This is a genomic window from Aquimarina amphilecti (genome assembly GCF_900109375.1).
In the GTDB taxonomy this organism is placed as follows: Bacteria; Bacteroidota; Bacteroidia; order Flavobacteriales; family Flavobacteriaceae; genus Aquimarina; species Aquimarina amphilecti.
Window position 1 is genome coordinate 123,258 of sequence record NZ_FOAB01000007.1, and the last position, 17,859, is coordinate 141,116.

A 17,859-nucleotide genomic window follows, 5' to 3' on the forward strand; every position below is an offset into this window, starting at 1 on the left:
TACTATGATTAAAAAAAAATGCTTATTTCTTATATTAATAATTTCAGTACTAACAAATATACAAGCGCAGGGCAATCCACTAAAATCTGCCACTTTAGGGCTTAAATCTGGGATTAACTTTGCGACCGTAATAGAAAACAATGATAACAATATCGATTTTAGAACTGACTTTTACTTAGGATTAGCAGTAGAGGCTATGATAACTGATAAGTTTGGTTTCCAAATAGAGAGCTTTTATTCTAGACAAGGATTCAACTACGAAGATCCAATTGATTCAAAAAAAGAGGCAGTCAAAATCGATTACATTCAGGTACCAATTCTAGCAAAAGCCTATTTAGTAAATGGACTTAATATTCAAGCAGGATTACAAATGGGATTTAAAGTTAATGAAAATATAAACTCTAACTCGTTTTTAAATAGTCATAATACGTCTACTAAAAGTATTAAAAAATTTGATCTTCAGTTAAGTTCGGGAATAGAATATAAATTTAAAACGGGTTTCTTTACCCAAATCAGATATAACTATGGCTTATCCGAGGTCATAGAAAATTCTGAACTTCACAATTCTATATTCTCTTTAGGAATTGGTTATATGTTCTATTAAACTTATATCTTAAATTTTAATCCTCCACGAATGTAAAAGGTGTTCTGATCATTTATTGTTAAAACATTTTCTTGATCATCATTCCGTAATCTTATATCATTCAACAATGTATATCCAAAATAGCTATAAAAAACTAGGTGTTTAGTAAATAGATGTTCGTAACCTAATCCCCCTAAAGCTATAGTCATGGATATATTTTCTGCTACTTGATTTCCTGAACCAGTAGAATCATCAGTAACTAATCGGTCGTTTTGAAGGTTTGCATAAAAACCATCTAAGGTAGCAAATGCCTGTAATTTATTTTTACTATTAATCGTGTACTTTAGGTTACTTTTTGGGACTCCCAAAGAATATGACCAAGAAGGATGAAACTCCTTATAATAATTAACAAATGGTAGTGGAAATGGCCTTCCCGCCGTAGTAGAATATTGAAGTCCTAAAATCAATCGCCATGGTTTTTTTAAACCTTCATTTTTTTTGTCTTTAATAAAGAAAATTGCACCAGAGTATAATAAATCATCACTTGTAATTTTATTGTTTTCAAAATTGGAAGCAACCATGGCACCAGACTTTATGGCAAAACGCCAATCATTCTTTAATTTAAACGTATATCCTATAGTAAATTCTGCAGAACGTAAGCGATCAAATCCTGACACATCAAATGAAGTAAGATCTTCATAGTCAAAATTAACTTCTCTATATTCTAATCCAGTTACTAGATAACTTCCTTTATCATTTAATTTTATTGGATAATTTAACAATGCTCTAAACCGTTTAAAGGAGTTGTCACTTCCTCTTTGAGGAAAATAAGTATACTCTACTCGGGCCAGATCACTTACCTGACCTAATAGGGTAAGCGAACAGAAAAAAACAAAAATGGATATTAAAAAACAGATTTTATTCATTGATATATAAATAAATAATTAAACAAAACACCAAAAACATCATCATTTAGAATCGATAAGAAACTCTAATGCTTTGTTGATTAAATCCAATACCTGGCATAATACTTAAATTCTTGTTTTTCTTTTTATGAAGTTCTGGAACTAATATACCTGTAGTAGCTCCAATTGCGTATCCTAGTAATACATCTGTAAGAAAATGATTTCCTGACTGAACACGAAAGTAACTTACTACAGCTGGCAATACAGCTGCACCTGCCCAAACATATGGTTTAGCTTTAGAATTCGGAAAGTAGTCACTAAAAACCTTAGCTGCAAAAAAGGTTGCTGCCGCAGATGCTGCAGCGTGTCCACTAAAAAATGAACGTTGTGAATCTTTTGATAATCTATCTTTTAAAGGAGCATCTTCTGCGTATACTAGAGGTCGTGGTCTATTCACTAAACCTGCCGTAATGGTGAATAAAGCTCCAGCTGTTGCCATACTCTCGACTAACATTACCGATAATTTGCCAGAATCACGTCTTGTGTTTTTATTTAACAACAATAAAAAAGGAGTTGCAAAAGAAGTGTAGAAAGGAATGTCACTAATCTGACTTGCTCGCTCCGAATAATTTCCAGCTGCCCAGCGATCAATAAAAAAAATATCTTCTTTATTAAGGTTTCCTAATTCCTGCTCGCTAATTCCATCTTTATTCAAAAGTAATGTAAAGCCATATACAGAACCTCCTACCGCTCCAGTAACCCATGCACCATCTATCCAAGGATTAGTTTCGTAAGGAGATTCTACTTGTGAAAAAATATTAGTTACTATAAATATTAATGTTAGTAATATTATATATTTAATTCTCATATTATAAAATTTTTGATTTTAGTTTTTTAAAATTTAAAAGCAAATGCGAATGAAAACCTAGCACCGTCTTCTCCTGCAAAAAGATTTAAAGTTGCTTTCATAGCATTAGTACTGTTTATCCATAGACCTCCTCCGTAATCACTATGCCATTTATCTGATCTATCATTATCAGCAATCCAGACTCTTCCAGTGTCAACGCCTGTAAATACTCCTATTTGAAGTGGTAAAATTTTAGTTTTAAATTGTTTGAAACTATATCTTATATCAGCACTACCAGCCAACGAGGATTGACCTGTAAATCGTTCTGTTCTGTAACCGCGTAATAGATTATCCGCTCCAAGTTGAGCAGCTTGATAGAATTCATAATTCTCCCCGATATTAAATTGACCTTGTACAGCTGTTTTTAAAACCAATTTACGGTTACGACTCAATGAATTATAAAATCCCAAATGTGGTTTTATATACCCAAAAGTTCTTTCCGTATTATCTAAATTCATTCTTCCGCCAACATTAATCTCAAATTTCATCCCTCTTGTAGGATTTATAACAACATCATAACTCTCATATCGATAAGTTCCGTCCAACCCTGCGAACCATTTACGCTCAAAAAAATCTGAATTATCCAAACCTGCTTCTTGAGTAATAAATCTATTTGCGGTGTCATCAACTTTGATTCCTTCCAGAGATCCTTTATATTCAAAATAACTCCCTAAACGACCATTTTTAACAGCACCTATTGATACAGCGTACGTACTTAGTTTAACTCGATTATAATCAAAATCAAGTTCATCCTGATTGTTTTCAGTTTCATTTCCAAAGCCAAAAAAGTTAGCAGCAAAATTTGGACTTGTATACGTAGCTCCCACAAACAAGTTATAATCATCTAAAATCCCTGCAAACTCTCCACGATATCCTAAATCAAAACCTTGTGTTGCGAAATAATATCCACCAGAAAAACTATGACTACTAGAAAAAGGATTACGATGAAATCCATTTATTGTATAGATTAACATCGGTCCAATACGAACCCCATCATCAGGGTTAAAACCAATAACAGGTACTATAGAAGAAACCGTTCTTACTTTTTCATCTTTGTCAAAACTATTAATGTGGTAATTATCAGTAAATCTAATTTTTGCACCTCCTTTTTTCTCTATGGTATTAGGTTTGCTTTTATGATCATACACAGAGATTTTACGCCCTTTGATGAATTTATAAACATCATTATTCTGTCCTCCGATTATATTTATACGAATTGGATCCTGAGGTTTTCCACTTGACTCAAAAACATCATCATCATCTAGCCCATAGATCCAGATTTCTTTAGTTTCTTTTTTATCAAAAAGTTTATTACTTACAACAACTCCTTTATTTCCATCTTTTATTCTAGAAACAAGAATTCTTGTTTTTCCTTTTCCTGTGCGTATGATCTCTATCAAATCATCTTTATCAGTTCCCATAACGATAGCTAAGCTTGCTAGATTATCATAATATCTATTAGCGATATCCACTAAGTTTTCTCTTCTACCTTTTAGGTTTTTCTTAATACGATCAAGGTCTTCTCCTTTTGCTTCTGGAGGGATATTTTTAAAAGCATTTTCAATTTCGACATCTGTAAGATTTTCCTGAATATACTTTGCTTGTTTTACCCATTCCTCTCTTCCACTATTTTGGATCAAGGTTCGATCTAATCTGGTTGCAGATGCATTAATCCATTTTACGTCTTTCAATTCTTCGTCATAAATCTGAAATTGATTTGCAAACCCAAGTAACCCCTTTAATGTTCCCAAAAAACCACCATCGAAATTAGAAAATGCCTGATCTCTATCTCTTGGAATTGGCTTAAAAATATGATCCCCATTCTCTAATTTATATTCAGCCCAACGCCATTGATCTTGATGACGATCCCAATCTCCTATGAGCATATCAAACATTCTTGCCCTAATAAAAGCCGGTTCATCAATTTTATATTTTTCATCTCTTCGTAGACGCTCATATACATCAGAAGTACTCTCAATATCATCAGGCTTACCAAACGATTCTAAATCTTTATGATTTTCTTCTGGACGCTCTTCGATCATATATAATTCATCTCCATGAGTCTCATTATGCTTACCCAAAGCTTTCTGCTTAGGGACGTAATATACCTTTGGATTTGTATGATAAACTCCAACCGCATCAGACAAACCAGGAATCACAGTAAATATATATGGGTGTGATGCTGTATAGAAGTCTAATAAGATATCCTCAGAAATCGTATTCTCTAGAGATTCTTCTATATAATTACTTTGAAAAACAGTAGATTGAAGAAACTTAACTCCACTTTTTTTAAGTGCACGCATATTATATTCCTTATCATCTTTACTTTTTAGCCTTAAGGAACGTGTTTGATGTCCTCCTCCTTTTCTTACTACTTCTAAACCTCCATAGAGCGTGTCTAAAATAGCGACCTTGGTTTTAATTTTTTTTCCATATAAATCTCGATAATGATCTCCCCAGATACTCTCATAAAAATCAGTACGATCCGTACCTTCTTTTTTATAGACTGAAGCCATTACAGTTTGATCTCTACTCTCAGGTATGCTAGAGATATCATATTCTTTTACTTTTTTATAAATTTCTTTTCTAAAAAGCAGTTTTGGTTCGCTATTCTCAACTCCAAAAAAAGAAGCCCAAGAAGACCCGTCTTTATGGATATCTAACCTAACAAAACCCTGACCTCCATAAGCAAAAAGTCCATCGTTATTAAGCTTCGCGTAAGAGCTTTTGGCTCCTGCACCAGATACAATTTGCTTGATCCCTTTGTGCTCGATGTATTGTAAAGAATGCTCATGTCCAGAAGTGAAAATAATTCGCTCTGCTCCTTTTGCTAATGTTTCTAATCTCCTAACTAGTGATTTATACTGCTTATTTTGATTATCCTGAGTTGAAATGGCTCCAGATGTACGTATTTGCATTGCTAGAGATCCAAGAACAGGTAATGGTATCTTTTTTTGAGAAGGATATAAGTGTTTTACTGGTGCATATTTACCTCCGTGAACTCCGTTTGTATACAAAGGATGATGTAATGCAAATACAATTGTCTTATCTTGATTTTTCTTAAATTCACTTTCCACTTCGAGAAACATGGCTTCTCTTGTTTTAATTTCAGGACAATTATCATTAATTGTAGGATGTTTATCCCAATCTTCTAAGTACCATTGAGAGTCTAAAATAATTAATTGAATATCGTCTGTGATCTCTATACTCTCTAAAGCACAGCCCTTTGATGGACGAAAAACTTTCTTATCTTTTAACTTTTTCTCAAAATACTTTTCTTCTCTTTCTAGTCCTTTTAATCCTTCGTTATACCAATCATGGTTTCCTGGAATAAAAAATACTTGTCCTTCAAATTTTTTAACCGATTCTATCTGAGCATCCAATCGATGTTCTGCTATTTTTCGGTCTTTTTTGTCTTCTTTAGGCATTCCATCTGGATAAATATTATCTCCTAAAAAAATAGTATAGTTTCCTTTTTGTTTATGGTTATCAAGATATTTCTCTAAGGCTAATAATGCAGGTGTACTCTTATTAGGCTTCGCATATCCTGCATCACCTATTAAATAAAAAGTCTTTTCAATTTCTTTTCCATCAGCAGTAATAGATTCATCAAAAGGTTCTCTATACTTAGGCTCGTAAAGTGCACAACTAGAAACCAGTATCGTGAGAGTAAGAAGAATTGTATGTTTTAATTTTATCATTATTGTTTCATTTAGGGTCGTTTTCAGAAATAAAGGCTTCCCAGGTAGCAAACTTCTCTTCTGACATTACTCGTTCCATTTTTACTTGTCCTCCTTTTTTCTTTTGGGCTCCACTCCATTCTGAAAAAACAATAGGAAGTACTGTGGTTACTTTTACGCCTTTTAGGGCTTTACTTCTAGCCACTTTATAGTTTTTATTAGCTTTTTTTAATACCTCATCAAGCTCTTTGGCCAACATTTCATTATCAATCGTTGTCTCCGAGCCCAAATACCAATGATGATAGAACTCATCATGTATTCTAGTTGCAGCTAAGGTGAATTCTGGGATTTCTATATTAAATTTCTCCTCTATTACTCGTAAAGCTGCATTCATCTTATTTACTGATAATTGAGATCCTACTACATTCAAAAAGAATTTAGTTCTACCAGTTATTCTAATCTCGGCTCTTTCTACATCTGTAAACTCAATAGTGTCACCTATGATGTAACGCCAAGCTCCAGAAACCGTAGTTATCAAGAGTACATAATCCTGATCAGTTTCCACTTCTTTTAAAGTAATAGAAGGTGCTTCTTGCTTTAGTGATCCATCTTGATTTATATATTCTGGCTGAAAAGGGACAAACTCGAAATAAATTCCATTGTTGGTAATTAATTTCATTGCATCTGTTTCAGGTCGATCCTGACAAGCAATGAATCCCTCAGAAGCTAAATACGTATCTATTATTGTAATAGGCTGCTTCAACAAACTATTAAAACTTTTCTCATAAGGACTAAATGCAACTCCTCCTGAAGTATACACCTGTAGGTTAGGCCAAATATCATGAATGGTTTCTACTCCATGATATTCAATCACTTTTTGTAACATTAGTTCCATCCATGAGGGAATTCCACTTAACGCTCCTATGTCCCATTTTTTTGCATTTTCAGCAATTTTTTGAACTCTTTTATCCCAGTCATCAATCTTTGCTATTTCCTTACCGGGTTTATAAAAACCTTCGAACCAAAAAGGAATATTACTTGCACTTATCCCACTAATCTCTCCTTCTAAATGCCCTTCTCTTTCTTGTAAATCAGTAGAGCTACCTAGCATCATAATATCTTTTTCAAAAAAAGATGCAGGAAGATCAAAATTAGATAAGGCCTCAACCTGTTTAATCCCCGCGCTACGAATAGATTCTATCATTTCATTAGTTACAGGGATACGTTTACTTTTCTTACCTGTGGTTCCTGAACTCAAAGCAAAATAATCTGGGCTTCCAGGCCAAGTTACATTTGGCTCCCCATCGATAACTCGTCCCCACCATTTTTCTAGTAATTGATGATAATCGAAATATGGAACTTTGTTTGCAAACTCTTCCTGAATATTTTTAGATTCTAATATATTATCAAAGTCGTATTCTTTTCCAAATTCTGTCCCTGAAGCTATCGTTAGTAATTCTTGCAATACTTTTTGTTGCGATTCTTCATGATTTGGTTCTGGAGACAATGCATCTTTTAGGTTGATCGCTCCTTTGATTAATGATCCTATAATTGCCATATCTAGTTTGTAATTTTCTCTATAATTTCTGGATTACTTACTTCTTGTACCAAATCAATTCCTGTAAAAGCTACTATAAAAGCAACAACAGATAAAATGATTCCAATCGTAAACACTATGTAAGTTATTTTAAGAAGAGCGTATTTTTTTTTGAGTACTAAACCTAATAAATAGAGGTCTTTAGTAAGCATTTTGTAAACGTATTCTTTGTCCCCAATAACCTCATCAATTGCCTCCTGATATCTATCATAAGACATTTTAAAAAAGTTCCCGAAGAACAAAAGATTTACTTTTCTATTTTTTACCTGCTCTCTTGTGAATTCTCCACCAGTAACCTTTGGTTGGGTGGACATTATCGAAAGAATAATCGCTGCTACGCTAAACAATACTAGTACTAAACTAGGTATCATTAAATGTCTGTTTGATGGAGCATCCAACTTTGGGATTAGATTTGCTAATGCCAAAGAAATAATTATTGCATTTACCGAAAGAAGAATGTTGGCTTTGGTATCTGCTATATCACTAAGTTTTATGTGGTTTCTTAGAGAAACACGATATAAAGTTTGTATACCTCTTTCAGGACTTTCCTCTTTATATTTCGCTTTCAATTTTGCTTTTGTAACTTCTCTTTTTTTCTTTCTTTTATTTTTGTTTTGTTTTTTAAGAAGCTTGAGTAAATTTTTGCTTTTTTCGGACTCCCAATTTTCTACAGCATATTTGGTATAGTATTGATGTTTTTCAGAAAACAACTTAATGTTTTCTATTCTCCATTCTTTAGTTGAATAAGCAATTTCATTGTGTAAGATCAATTCTTGATGTAGAAGTGCACTTATCTCTTTAAAATAACCTTTTGCTAAATGTGAACTATCAGCATCTTTAATAATCTCTTCGAGGAAGCTATTTGGTTGTTTACCTAATTCTGTCGCCAGTATACAATTATTTATTTCTTCCTTTATTTTATCATTTACTTGATAATTAGATAAAAATTGAGATGCAATTTTTACACTTTCCTTTTCGTGATTTTCAGCTCCCTTAATATACCCTGCATCATGAAACCAACAAGCAAGTAAAACGATTTCCGCATCTTCTTCATTTACATTAGAACTTTCAATAATCTCTTGCGCGCTATCTACTACTCGTTGAGTGTGTAAAAAATTATGATATAGATACGTTTTTGGTAATCTCTCTTTGAAAAGATTGAATATATATATTTCAGCATTTTCCAGTATAGCTTTCATCTGTATTCTTTTTTAGTTAAACAATAGTTAGTCTTAAGAGTTTTAGTCCTACAACTAATTAACTATTTCCTGTTCTTTAACCAGTAGTAATATTTCATCCGGAGATAGATATAATCGTTTGATACGAGCTTTATATTTTTCTGATAAGGAACTGTGATTAAGAATAAAATTTTTAGTTTCCAGTATATAATCTTTCATAGAATGTGTTATCGCGTATGTATCTGCTATACGCTCTGCTTTTCTTATATATTTAGGAGATATCAAATATTTTATCCCAAAAAAAATAAGATTTAAGGTGCTTCTTCTTTCATAATCCATAATATGTCCCAATTCATGACCTAACCAACCTATTAAAACATTCTCTGGGATATCTTTTATATTAAGATTAAAACCGTCAATGCTAAAAATCTCACTCATTAAAACCACATATGATCTTTTATTTTTTGATTTGAAAAGTGAAGATAATTTTGGTTGTGCTTTCATAAACGATTTGTTAAGAGAGGACCTAAATTTAAACTCAATAGAAACTTCATCCAATTCCGGATAATAGGATAATGCGGTCCCAGCCTCATTGATTATGATTTCTGGAATTACTTTATTTTTAAATTGTATAGAATCTGATAAAGCCATAGTGAAATTTGACACTCCCAAATGGAAGCCAATGAATAAAATAATTTTTAAAAATTGTGAATATTTCATTTTCTAACTGCAAGATACCGCCGAAGAGTTGGAAACATTAATGCATATGATAGAAAGGGTAACTCTTTTGATGAAGAGACTTATTTTTCTATGTGAAAATGTTTTGTAGAAATTTATTTTTAATGGATGTATTATAGTTTTTCAAAATATGAATCCAAAAAAACTAGTCGATCTTCTAACCAAGATTCCATATATCTATAATGATCTAAAATAGAAACTTCTGAAGGCCATACTATTCTTTCTCGTTCATATATTTTATTACTTTTAAAATAATCAAGATTCGTTTTTAATCCTCCAAATAAAGAACTATCGCTAAACTCTTTTTTTCTTAAGGATTCCCATCTCTTTTTAAGTCGATTACGATAGTTTTCAGGATTTAACTTAAGCAATCTATCAAATAACCCGTTACTCAAAATATCGTCTGTCGTAGAAATCCTTTTTCCATCCTGAATGACACCTAAAACTCCGTCTAAATCCCAAGGCACATTAAAGTATGGCATATTTTTATCATAACGAGCCACATAAAAATTCTTACCTAGATTATCGGTTGCACGAACAAGGTTGATAAATAAGAAATAATCAATCGCATTATCCAAATCGAACCTTCTAACTACTTTTTTCTTAAAAACAGAGTCTTTGGATTTAAGAACAAACTTAGTATACCGATACAAATTTTTCCATTGCGCTTTGTAGTTGATAAAAGGGTATTCTATTTCATAACCGGCCCAATGTGGGAAGATATTTTTATACTTTGTAACTTTCTTGTAGGAAGGAGCACCTTTATAACTTGAAGCTTTAAATAATTCACCTCGAACTTTCCTTTTTTTGTATTTTTTTAATTTTAAAAGCTTTCTATCAACCTGCTCCGTCAGCGCATGAATTCCTATATATCTTGAATTAAAAAAAACTTCAGTATACTTAAGATCTATACCACTCTTAGCTCCAGGTTCTTTATCTAGATAGTGTGGTTGATGGATAGATAACCACAATTTATTACAAAAAAATGAACGTAATCGAAGTGGTTCATTATACATGCCATCCAAAATCCAATCATCATCTTCCCTCAAGTTATCAAATTTAACATCTGTGGAGATTTCTTCTTCTGGATTTTCCCAGAATTCTAAATCGTACGATTTTTTAGGAAATTGTAACGAAATATTGCCTCTATATTCTATTCCTGCTGTAGCTTTTATAATACTATCATTATCAGCATAAGTAAATAAAGATTGTACTTTAGGATCATCTTTTACAGATTTATCCGATAGTATCTTTATTATTGGTAATGCTGTAAAATATAAAGTGTAATCTTCTCCTTGATAGTTTACATTAAAACCTTTGGCGTATGATATTTTCTTTAACTCTATAGAAAATTCAAATCCTTTTTCGAAAATAATGTTTAATAAATTTGTGTCAGACCTAGAAGTGTTACTTATTTTATGATTTAATAAAATTATCTTATGCTTTTTATCGATTCCAAATTCTTCATTTTGAAGATTAACATTCATTATATTTTGAGATTGTAATTCACAAAAACAAAAAAGCGGTATAAATAAAAATAAGATATTTACTTTAAACTTCATTTTAATGATTTAACGCTATATAAGGCATAATACAAATATTAAAAGTAACTACTTCAAAATGTAACTCAATCCCTAGAAGTTTTACCTCTATCCATAAATCAAGGTTAAATGATCTACTTTTTAATTACCTTGAAATCGATGAAGAAATTTCTGCCTATGCTTTATAAATTAATTCTCGTGTTATTTGCTTCTTGTACTATTAATGCGCAACAAAAAACAAATAATAAGAAAAAAGAAAAACCTAGACTAATTGTGGGTATCGTGGTAGATCAAATGCGTTATGATTATCTAACTCGATTTGACAAACAATTTGGCGACGGAGGTTTTAAAAGGATCATCAATCAAGGTTTTTCTTTTAAAAACCATCATATCGATTATATTCCAACGACTACTGCTCCCGGACACGCCTCTATTTTTACAGGGACTACTCCTGAAAACCATGGAATCATTGGGAATAGTTGGTTTGACAAAAACAAAAAACAAAAAGTTTATTGTGTCCAAGACGGGAGTGTTTCGCCTGTTGGAACTAGTAGTTCTGATGGAAGAATGTCGCCCTCTAAATTAATAGTAACTACAATAGCCGACCAAAATCGTTTGCATACACAGATGCGAGGAAAAACTATAAGTATTGGTATCAAAGATAGGGGCGCTATATTATCTGGAGGTCATACCGCTAACGCAGCTTATTGGTTTCGAGGGAAAAATCAAGGAAATTGGATTTCATCTTCTTTTTATATGGAAAAATTACCCCAATGGGTAATAACTTTTAATGAGTCAAATATCGTGGACAACTATTTTAAAAATTGGAATACTTATTACGATATAGATACATATTTAGAAAGTGGACCAGATGACACCAAATTTGAACGAGGATTTAAAGAAAAAGAAAAGCCAACATTTCCGTATAATCTTGAACAATTAAAAGCATTTAATGGTAATTATGATATACTTAAGCATACACCCTATGGAAATAGTTTAACTATTGATTTTGCAATAGCTGCAATAAAAGCGGAAAAACTAGGAAATGATAATCACACTGATTTTCTAAATATCAGTTTTTCTAGCACTGATTACATCGGTCATAATTTTGGAGTAAATTCTAAAGAAGTTCAAGATACCTATATAAGATTAGATAAAGATTTAGAAAAATTACTAAATATCTTAGATATCCAAGTTGGGAAAAATAAATATTCGTTATTCTTAACTTCTGATCACGGAGCAACCCATGTACCACAATTTTTAAATTCTAAAAAAATTCCTGCAAGCTATTTTAAGCAAGCCACAACACATTTAGCTCTCAAAAATCATATCGTTCAGGTTTATAAAACTGATAGTGTTATAGCAAATATATCTAACGATCAGATCTACATGAACAATCAATTCATAGAAAAAAACAATCTAAATTCATTTGAAATTCAAAACAAAATTGCAAGTTACCTCTTACAGGAAAAAGGAATTAATAGAGTATTTACCAGAAGACAACTAGAAATGGATAATTTTGAACAAGGAACTCTTGGATCATCTGTAAAAAAAGGATTTAACGCTAAAAGAAGTGGAGATATTTGTTATGTACTTTCTCCGGCTACTATAGCTTACTCTAAAACGGGATCTAGTCACGGAAGTGGCTACTCCTATGACACACATGTTCCTCTACTGTTTTATGGCCTTGGCATTAATCAAGGTTTTAGTATCAACAAATCATCGGTATCTGACATCGCTCCTACTATTTCCGAATTATTAGATATAGCGATGCCCAATGGAACCACAGGGAATATTCTTAAAAAAGTTCTCTATTAATTTGGTTATTATCTTATGAAATATAAAGCTATTAATATCAAATCATTTTTAAAAATTCTTATCACTACTTACAAAAATTGGAATGCTAATGAACCATTTCAGATGAGTGCGGCGGTTAGTTATTATGCATTGTTTTCTTTCCCTGCGCTTCTTATTATTATAATTCAAAGTACAGGTATATTTTATAAAAAAAATGAGATTAAAGGCAAGATTATTAGAGAAATATCAGAAGTTTTAGGTAAAGATACAGCTGAAACAATAGAGGTAATGCTAAAAAACGGAATAGACCAAGAACAACCTGCGTTAGTAATTCTTATTGGTATAATAACTTTATTATACGGAGCAACAGGTATGTTTATTGCTTTACAAAAATCTCTAAATACCATATGGGGAGTTAGACCAAAACCAAAAAACGAAATCCTTAAAATGATAAAAGATCGAATTTTTTCTCTAGGTCTCATTCTTATGATTGGTTTTCTTTTATTAACATCATTAGTATTAACTGCTTTAATTACGGCAACTACAGATTGGATCAGTCTACATTTTCCGGATTTCATGATTTATGTAATACAAACTTTTAATTTTATATTATCATTAGTATTAATTACTGTATTATTTGCAATGATATTCAAAATTCTACCAGATGTAAAAATGAAATGGAAAGATGTATGGTTAGGTGCATTCATTACAACTATCTTATTCAGCATAGGTAAGTCTGCGTTAGGTATTTATTTTGGAACTGTGAATCCTGGTTCTACATTTGGAGCTGCTGGATCCGTAATACTGATATTGTTATGGGTTTCTTATTCTAGTTTAATTTTATTTTTTGGAGCAGAATTCACTAAAGTATTAGCATCGAAATTTGGTTCAGGAATACACCCTGCTACATATGCCGAAAAAATTATTTAGAGTCTAGATGACTTTTTGAAACCTCTCTTTTAAAAACTAATAATTACGGCTCAAGAGATTATAGTTATGAATCCTGCCGAGGTCACAAAAACTAAAAAAATCATATCCAAAAGATGTGGTTTTTTTAGTTTATAGAAAAATGAAACAGAACTGTAAATCTCATAATAATTTAATTTTTTGTTAAAAAAACAGAATTTCGTTTCAGAATTCTTAACCTTGCATTAATGTACCAACGTGTACTCACACATATCATCACTCTCCTATTTGCAGCTGCTTTCCTTATTCCTAGGGTAGCCAACCTGCATGCACTTAGTCATTTATCAGATGATGATTCTTCTTTTTCATGCGAATTATGTGATATTCTTGCTGATTCTTATCAACTTGATCTCGCTGATAATACTCAAAATTATGCAGAAAATGAATTGAAAAGCATCCCAAATTCTTCGGTTGTATTTTTAAAATATAACTCTCCACAAGAAAAGATTGCTTCTCCTTCTTCTGTTTATAATAAACCTCCCCCTTTTATATAAAGGATATATCTCTTTAATTAAAGTCTTTTTATGACACGGATTAGTATTCGTGCGTCGATTATTTGTTCCTTATTTGTTTTTCAAACTAACACGCTTTTATAAGCACCTATAAAACAGACAATAACAAATCACACATCTATAATAGAATAAGCTTTACATAAGAAGGTACTTCCTCTACTACTAGATTAATATCAGTTTTTAATTGAGTTTAGAAACACACATCGTCAATATTATTTTTATCACACACATATGCTTAAAGCAATAAATCTTACCAAAACATACGGTAAGCACCAGGCACTTAGTCAATTGAATTTATCAGTTGATAAAGGTGAAATATTTTGTTTACTTGGTCAAAATGGTGCAGGAAAAACAACAACAATCAATCTATTTTTGGGACTCATAGAATCCACAAGTGGAGAAGCTTTAGTCGATGGAATTACCGTAAAACCAAATAGTAATAAAACAACTAAAATGATTGCCTACATCCCAGAGGTCGTTCAACTATACGGCAATCTTTCAGGAGTAGAAAATCTCAACTTTTTTAGCCGGTTAGCTGGATTTAAATATACGAATACTGATTTATCAAATTTCCTTTCAAAAGCTGGACTTCAAAAGGAAGCACATCAAAAAAAATTATCTTCTTACTCAAAGGGAATGCGACAAAAAGTTGGTATTGCCATTGCGCTATCTAAAAATGCCGAGTACATATTTATGGATGAACCTATTTCTGGTTTAGATCCAAAAGCAACCATAGAATTTACCAAAATTTGCAAGGAGCTAAGTAGTGAAGGTAAGGCTATTTTTATGGCCACCCACGATATTTTTAACGCAGTAAATGTGGGTACCAAAATTGGTATCATGAAAGAAGGAAAACTCGTTCATACATCTAATACAAATGCAATCAATGCAACAGAATTACAAGATTTATACTTAAAAACTATCTAAACTTAAAACAAATCAATTAACACACAATGAAACTTTTTAAATTATTACCCACCCTTTTATTTCTATTATTTGGTTGTGCCACATTCGCACAAGTAAAAGTAACAGGAACCATCGTCGACAGTGAAAACACTCCAATAGTAGGAGCTACAATTTTATTAAGGAATGCTGAAAATAATTTCGGAAAATTAACTGACAAATCTGGACAATTTGAAATAGATGCTCCTTCTGGGAACTACAAATTGGAAATAAGATATTTGGGCTTTCAGTCCTTCAAAAATAATATTGAAGTTAGCGAAGGCACACCACTAGATATTGGTACCGTTCAATTAAAAGAAGGTACCGAACAACTACAAAGTGTAGAAATATTAGGTCGTGTACGAAAAGATTATAATAGTGACTATTCTTTTTCTGCAACCAAAATAGCTATAAAAAATAAAGAGTTGCCACAATCGGTAGCTACAGTAACCAAAGAGCTTATCGATGATCGTTTATCATTTCAGTTACCAGATGCTGTAAAAACAGTTAGTAGTGTATCAGCTACGGGTTTATATAATCATTATAACATTAGAGGTATCACTCAAGCCGATGATGGACAAATGCTTAATGGAATGCGTACGCGTCAATATTACTTTTTGCAACCTATCACTTCGCATTTAGAACGAGTAGAGGTTATTAAAGGTCCATCTTCTGTAACATTTTCTAGTGCAGATCCGGGTGGAACTGTAAATATGGTAACTAAAAAACCGTTAACCGAAAAAAGAAGTTCAGTAGGTTTAACTACAGGAAGTTTTGGAACCTTAAGAGCTACAGCAGATTTTACAGGACCATTAAACGAATCTAAAACTTTATTATATCGCTTTAATGCAGCATTTCAAGAAGCGGATTCTTTTAGAGATGTTGTAAATAACAATGCCATTTTAATTACTCCTTCTTTAAGTTATGTACCTAATGATAAGACATCTCTTAATGTAGAAATGATTTATAATAACGCTGAAGGTAATTTAGATAGAGGTCAGCCAATTTTTGGTGCAATTAATGGTGAATTTGATTTAAATAGTACTCCAATTACTAGGAATGTTGGCGCATCCAATGACCACTACAAAACTAAAGAGCTCATATTTATGGCTAATTTCAGTCAAAAGTTTACTAAAAACTTTGGTTTTAATGCGCAGTTCATGAAACAAACTTGGGATGAAGATTTAGCCGAGCATCGAGTTGATGGTACTGCAGTTGATATTGACGGTAATGTGATTCCTACACTTGCTAGAATGCGATATGATAAAAGACAACAGTTTTGGGAAACGGATAACTTTAGTGCCTATTTTAATTATGACATTAAAAAAGGTAACATTACCAATAAATTATTAGTTGGATATGATGCAACCCGATGGGAAAGAAAAATTGGAGCTGGATTCCTTCGTGCGAGAAGGTATTTAACAATTGATGGCGGTCAGTCTAATTACGACCCAACTAATCCAGATAATTTTCAACAAATGGTCGTAGATGGTGTAACTATGCCAGTGCCTGCGGTTCCTCATTTTAATTTAGAAAACCCTTTTAACGGAGCCAGAAACACAAATAGTTACAATCTTGCTGAATTAACAATTCCCGCAAATTTAAACACTTCAAACGGTATCTATGTTCAAAACCAATTTAAGATTGGAAAATTATCGGCATTAGTAAACTTAAGATATGAGTGGTTTACAGATATCTTTGATTATAAAGGTGATGAAGAAGAGTTTAAAACTAGTGCTTTTGTACCGAGGCTTGGGGTAACTTATGAAATTACAGATGATATTAGTGCGTATACAACATATTTAGAAGGATTTCAACCGCATACAAATACGGTTTCATTATCTCCAACAGCAGAAGGTTTCTTCTGGTCAGCATCACCAAGTAGATTCGACCCTTTAGAAAGTAGCTTAATAGAAATAGGTGCTAAAGGAGAATTTTTAAATGGGAAAATATTTGCCAACTTCGCAATTTTTAATGTCACCCAAAAAAACATCTTACTTGGAGACACCTATGATTTAGACAACTTAACCACAAGAGGAGAGCAAAGAAGTAGAGGTTTTGAAGCAGATATTTCAGGTTATATATTACCTAATTTACAATTAACAGCCTCCTATTCTTATACAGATGCCACAATTGAAGAAGATGCTGTTGCAGAATTTATAGGTGCCCGAATAGGTGGAGCCCCAAAGCATAATGCAAATTTTTGGGGGAGATACGATTTTAATTCAATCTCTTTCTTAAAAGGAATTGGAATTGGTTTAGGTGCTCAATATGTAGATGAGAGATTTACTTGGTACAACCCGACATATGATACTAATAGAGTATTATTACCAGACTACACAATATTTGATGCGGCTATATATTATAAACCAAGTTACATCAATATGCAGTTAACACTAAAAGTAAACAACTTATTTAATGACACGTATTGGCTAGGTGGTCTTAATCCTTCTAGACTAGGACCAGGTGCGCCAAGAAATATTTTATTAAATGCAACTTATACATTCTAAAAC

General features: G+C 32.2%; 13 protein-coding genes. 6 read left to right on the plus strand and 7 right to left on the minus strand.

Features of this window, described 5'->3' with window-relative positions:
- Positions 1-4 precede the first annotated feature (4 nt).
- A complete protein-coding gene (locus BMY33_RS18195; RefSeq protein ID WP_091411207.1) occupies positions 5-604 on the plus strand; it encodes a porin family protein in 600 nt (199 codons plus the stop codon).
- A gap of 2 nt (positions 605-606) precedes the next feature.
- Here the strand turns inward: BMY33_RS18195 and BMY33_RS18200 are convergent, their stop codons facing one another.
- From BMY33_RS18200 to BMY33_RS18230, 7 genes are all read right to left on the minus strand, one after another.
- Positions 607-1,509: a DUF6268 family outer membrane beta-barrel protein gene (locus BMY33_RS18200; RefSeq protein ID WP_091411209.1), complete on the minus strand. Its 903-nt coding sequence runs from the start codon at positions 1,507-1,509 to the stop codon at positions 607-609.
- Positions 1,510-1,555: 46 nt separating this feature from the next.
- On the minus strand, positions 1,556-2,356 hold the full coding sequence (locus BMY33_RS18205; RefSeq protein ID WP_091411210.1) for a phosphatase PAP2 family protein: 801 nt from the start codon (positions 2,354-2,356) through the stop codon (positions 1,556-1,558).
- A gap of 26 nt (positions 2,357-2,382) precedes the next feature.
- Entirely contained in the window at positions 2,383-6,096 is a 3,714-nt protein-coding gene (locus BMY33_RS18210; protein ID WP_091411212.1) for a metallophosphoesterase, read from the minus strand.
- Positions 6,097-6,103: 7 nt separating this feature from the next.
- Positions 6,104-7,633: a GH3 family acyl-acid amido synthetase gene (locus BMY33_RS18215; RefSeq protein WP_091411214.1), complete on the minus strand. Its 1,530-nt coding sequence runs from the start codon at positions 7,631-7,633 to the stop codon at positions 6,104-6,106.
- A gap of 2 nt (positions 7,634-7,635) precedes the next feature.
- A complete protein-coding gene (locus tag BMY33_RS18220; protein WP_091411216.1) occupies positions 7,636-8,871 on the minus strand; it encodes a Pycsar system effector family protein in 1,236 nt (411 codons plus the stop codon).
- A 54-nt stretch (positions 8,872-8,925) separates the two neighbouring features.
- The gene (locus tag BMY33_RS18225; protein ID WP_091411218.1) at positions 8,926-9,501 is read right to left on the minus strand and encodes a hypothetical protein; all 576 of its coding nucleotides are present in this window, start codon (positions 9,499-9,501) and stop codon (positions 8,926-8,928) included.
- 200 nt (positions 9,502-9,701) lie between these two features.
- Complete coding sequence (locus BMY33_RS18230) at positions 9,702-11,075, minus strand: CotH kinase family protein (protein ID WP_170837121.1); 1,374 nt, start codon at positions 11,073-11,075, stop codon at positions 9,702-9,704.
- 213 nt (positions 11,076-11,288) lie between these two features.
- Between BMY33_RS18230 and pafA the strand changes: the two genes are divergently transcribed.
- From pafA to BMY33_RS18255, 5 genes are all read left to right on the plus strand, one after another.
- Positions 11,289-12,947, plus strand: a complete 1,659-nt coding sequence (pafA, locus tag BMY33_RS18235) for an alkaline phosphatase PafA (RefSeq protein ID WP_091411222.1) — start codon at positions 11,289-11,291, stop codon at positions 12,945-12,947.
- A 15-nt stretch (positions 12,948-12,962) separates the two neighbouring features.
- A complete protein-coding gene (locus BMY33_RS18240) occupies positions 12,963-13,856 on the plus strand; it encodes a YihY/virulence factor BrkB family protein (protein WP_091411224.1) in 894 nt (297 codons plus the stop codon).
- Positions 13,857-14,080: 224 nt separating this feature from the next.
- Positions 14,081-14,386: a hypothetical protein gene (locus BMY33_RS18245; protein ID WP_091411226.1), complete on the plus strand. Its 306-nt coding sequence runs from the start codon at positions 14,081-14,083 to the stop codon at positions 14,384-14,386.
- A 249-nt stretch (positions 14,387-14,635) separates the two neighbouring features.
- On the plus strand, positions 14,636-15,331 hold the full coding sequence (locus BMY33_RS18250) for an ABC transporter ATP-binding protein (RefSeq protein ID WP_091411228.1): 696 nt from the start codon (positions 14,636-14,638) through the stop codon (positions 15,329-15,331).
- A gap of 26 nt (positions 15,332-15,357) precedes the next feature.
- Positions 15,358-17,856, plus strand: a complete 2,499-nt coding sequence (locus tag BMY33_RS18255; protein ID WP_091411230.1) for a TonB-dependent receptor — start codon at positions 15,358-15,360, stop codon at positions 17,854-17,856.
- The last annotated feature ends 3 nt before the right edge of the window (positions 17,857-17,859 follow it).